The sequence below is a fragment of the uncultured Thiodictyon sp. genome (assembly GCF_903828115.1).
Taxonomy (GTDB): Bacteria; Pseudomonadota; Gammaproteobacteria; order Chromatiales; family Chromatiaceae; genus Thiodictyon.
Window position 1 is genome coordinate 1 of record NZ_CAIKKU010000372.1, and the last position, 2,475, is coordinate 2,475.

The 2,475-nt window shown below is 64.3% G+C and carries 4 protein-coding genes and 1 pseudogene; 2 read left to right on the forward strand and 3 right to left on the reverse strand.

Features of this window, described 5'->3' with window-relative positions:
- Positions 1-265: 265 nt before the first annotated feature.
- From QZY48_RS13590 to QZY48_RS13600, 3 genes are read right to left on the reverse strand one after another with little or no spacing between them, the layout of a single operon-like run.
- Positions 266-1,261, reverse strand: a complete 996-nt coding sequence (locus tag QZY48_RS13590; RefSeq protein ID WP_295431473.1) for a CapA family protein — start codon at positions 1,259-1,261, stop codon at positions 266-268.
- Positions 1,258-1,695, reverse strand: coding sequence for a hypothetical protein (locus QZY48_RS13595; protein ID WP_295431476.1), 438 nt, complete (start codon positions 1,693-1,695; stop codon positions 1,258-1,260). Before QZY48_RS13595 ends, QZY48_RS13590 begins: the two co-directional genes overlap by 4 nt.
- Before the next feature lies 1 nt (position 1,696).
- Entirely contained in the window at positions 1,697-1,894 is a 198-nt protein-coding gene (locus QZY48_RS13600; protein WP_366929686.1) for a DUF2339 domain-containing protein, read from the reverse strand.
- A 228-nt stretch (positions 1,895-2,122) separates the two neighbouring features.
- Here QZY48_RS13600 and QZY48_RS13605 point away from each other — a divergent pair.
- Positions 2,123-2,338 (forward strand): annotated as a pseudogene (locus tag QZY48_RS13605) (IS607 family transposase); the annotation flags it as partial.
- Positions 2,335-2,475: helix-turn-helix domain-containing protein (locus QZY48_RS34805; protein WP_366929687.1), on the forward strand; the 141-nt coding region annotated here is incomplete at its 3' end. The pseudogene QZY48_RS13605 and the gene QZY48_RS34805, both read left to right, overlap by 4 nt.

Below are 2,475 nucleotides of genomic sequence, written 5' to 3' on the forward strand. Positions count from 1 at the left end.
CAGAACTGATGTCGTGACCGAGAACCCGGGTACGCTGTCGTTGTCGTAGTCGAACAATCCGACCACGATTACGACAACGACAACGACAACGACACCCGGAGCGCAGATTACGATCGCTTTGCGTGACTAATTGCCGATTCCAGGTGAAGCAGCATCGACCCCGACCGGCTAAAGCCTCGACCTCCGGTGTGGCGTGCTGTTCGCTGCGCTACGCTCAGGCGCATTCTGATTTGCGTTCATTTGCGTTCATTTGCGGACAATCACTCTATTGCGATTCTCCCCCGCAGGGCGCCGCCACTTCCTGCCCCCGCTCCCAACAGTCGCCCGCGCCCCGCGGATCGGGATGAGGAATCCCCTCGGCGTCGATCCGCGCAACCAGGGTCCGCCACCGGCGCACGCCCTGCGCGTCCAGTTCCATGCGCAGCACCCAGCCGGTGTTGTTGGTGGCCTCGCTAAAGCCGTTGAAGACGAAATTACCCAGGCTGTAGATGATGGGCCGGCCGCGATATTGCTCGGTGTCCTGGATGACGTGGGGGTGGCCGCCGACCACGGCGTCCGCCCCGGCGTCGATCATCAGGCGGGCCAATTGGCGCTGACGCGGGTTGGCGATCGTTTCGTGCTCCCAGCCCCAGTGCATGACCGGGATGACCAGATCGGCCTGATGGGCCGTGCGGGCCATGGCAATGTCGCGCGCGACCTGTTCGTCCTCGCTCCAGGCGACCCCCGGCCAGTCGTAGCCGGCCTCGAAACTGCGCGGCAGGAAGCCGTCGTAGCCGAGCAGCGCGATCCGCAGCCCCTTGCGCTCGATGATCAGCGGCCGGTGCGCCTGCGCCAGGTCCGCACCGCCGCCGAAGCGGCCGATGCCGGCCTGATCCAATAGCCCGAGCATCTCGGCAAAGGCGCCGGGGCCGAAGTCGCCGGAGTGATTGTTCGCCAGGGTCACGGCATCGAAATGACGCTTGAGCGGTTCCAGGGTGCGCGGGTGGGCGCGGAAGCTATAGGGCTTCCCGGGCTCGGCCTCGCCGCTCGTGGCCACGACACACTCCAGGTTGCCGATCCGGATGTCGGCACCGTCCAGGATCGCGGCAAAGGGTGCGAAGGGGTCCTGCCCACGGGCGATCGCCGCTCCGGGTGTCTCATCCAGCATGATGTCGCCGACCATTACCAGTGAAACGGCAGGCCCCTCCGGCGGCGCCGCGGCCAGGGCGCACCGGACTAAGGCACAGCACAGCGCGATGGCCAGGCGCAATTGTCTGGTCATGGGGCTACCTCCACCAGGGTACAACCATACTGGAATTCACGCTCCCGCCCGGGAGAATACAGATAATTCCACCCGGTGAGCGTCGCGGCGGGATCGGACGCAAGCGTGGGGGCGATATACTTGGCCTGATGCAACAAGATCAGGCGCCGCTCGGTCTGAAAATAGGTATAGAGATTGATATAGGCAATCCGCCGCGCGTCACCGATGACCACGGCCTTGAAGCGGAAGCGGCCGTTGACGGTGACGGGCGCGACGCTGTAGGGATCGGCCACGGGGGCGACGTCGAGCACCTGCACGGTGCCGCCCTGCTCGATCTGACAACGCAGGCGCGGGTCGGCCGTGGCACCGAAGGCGGCGGCGAGGAGGCTCAGCAAGAACGCCGGGGATCGCCGACGGGCGGGGGCGGGTTGCTGTCTCACGCGGCGTAGCGGCATCTCATTGCCTCCGGTTTGTGGCGTCATTCAGGGATCGAGTGTCGGTCGCCGCCGCGGCCCGCGGCGCCAGATAGCCGATGGCGAGCATCATGACCCCCACGCGGATGAAGGAGACGATGCGGGCAACGGTGCCGCTCCCGACCAGATCGAGCAGGAACCGCTTGACCACCACCAGCGCGAGCAGGACGGCCCCGGCCATCCGGACCGGGCACGGACTGCGGCCGCGTAGGGCACCCGGGGCAAAGGGGTTGAACTGTCGCGTTGAAAGCCCTATATTACCCAGATACATGGTTAAAAATCCACACATGGTATGAATCGAAGAAGTTGCCAAGGCGTTTGGCGTCTCGTCTGAAACCGTGCGGCGCTGGGAGATCAGCGGCAAGATTAGTTGCGAACGCACCCCCGGCGGACAACGTCGCTACGACCTTTCGGCGCTGAACTGGTCTTTGCCATCTGTGAAGGGAAACAGGTGGAGGTTGTCATTCTCAACCAAGGCCAGGACACCGCATGTGAGGAGGACCTTGCGACCGACGTGCTTGAACTCATCACTGTCTTTTCCGCCCGCTTATACGGCAGTCGTTCGACCAGAAACAAGAAACTGCTTGATGACATCACACAGGCCGTAGCGGATTCCCAACCATGATCCTGTCGCACAAGATCGCGCTCGATCCCAACAACACCCAGCGCACCTACTTGGCGCGGGCCGCCGGGACTGCGCGCTTCGCCTACAACTGGGCGCTGGCGCAGTGGCAGGAGCAGTACCAGGCGTGCCAGGACAAC

Coding starts and splice junctions, on each gene's coding strand:
- QZY48_RS13590 (WP_295431473.1), bottom strand. CDS start 1,261: ATGACCAGACAATTGCGCCTGGCCATCGCGCTGTGCTGTGCCTTAGTC.
- QZY48_RS13595 (WP_295431476.1), bottom strand. CDS start 1,695: ATGCCGCTACGCCGCGTGAGACAGCAACCCGCCCCCGCCCGTCGGCGA.
- QZY48_RS13600 (WP_366929686.1), bottom strand. CDS start 1,894: ATGGCCGGGGCCGTCCTGCTCGCGCTGGTGGTGGTCAAGCGGTTCCTG.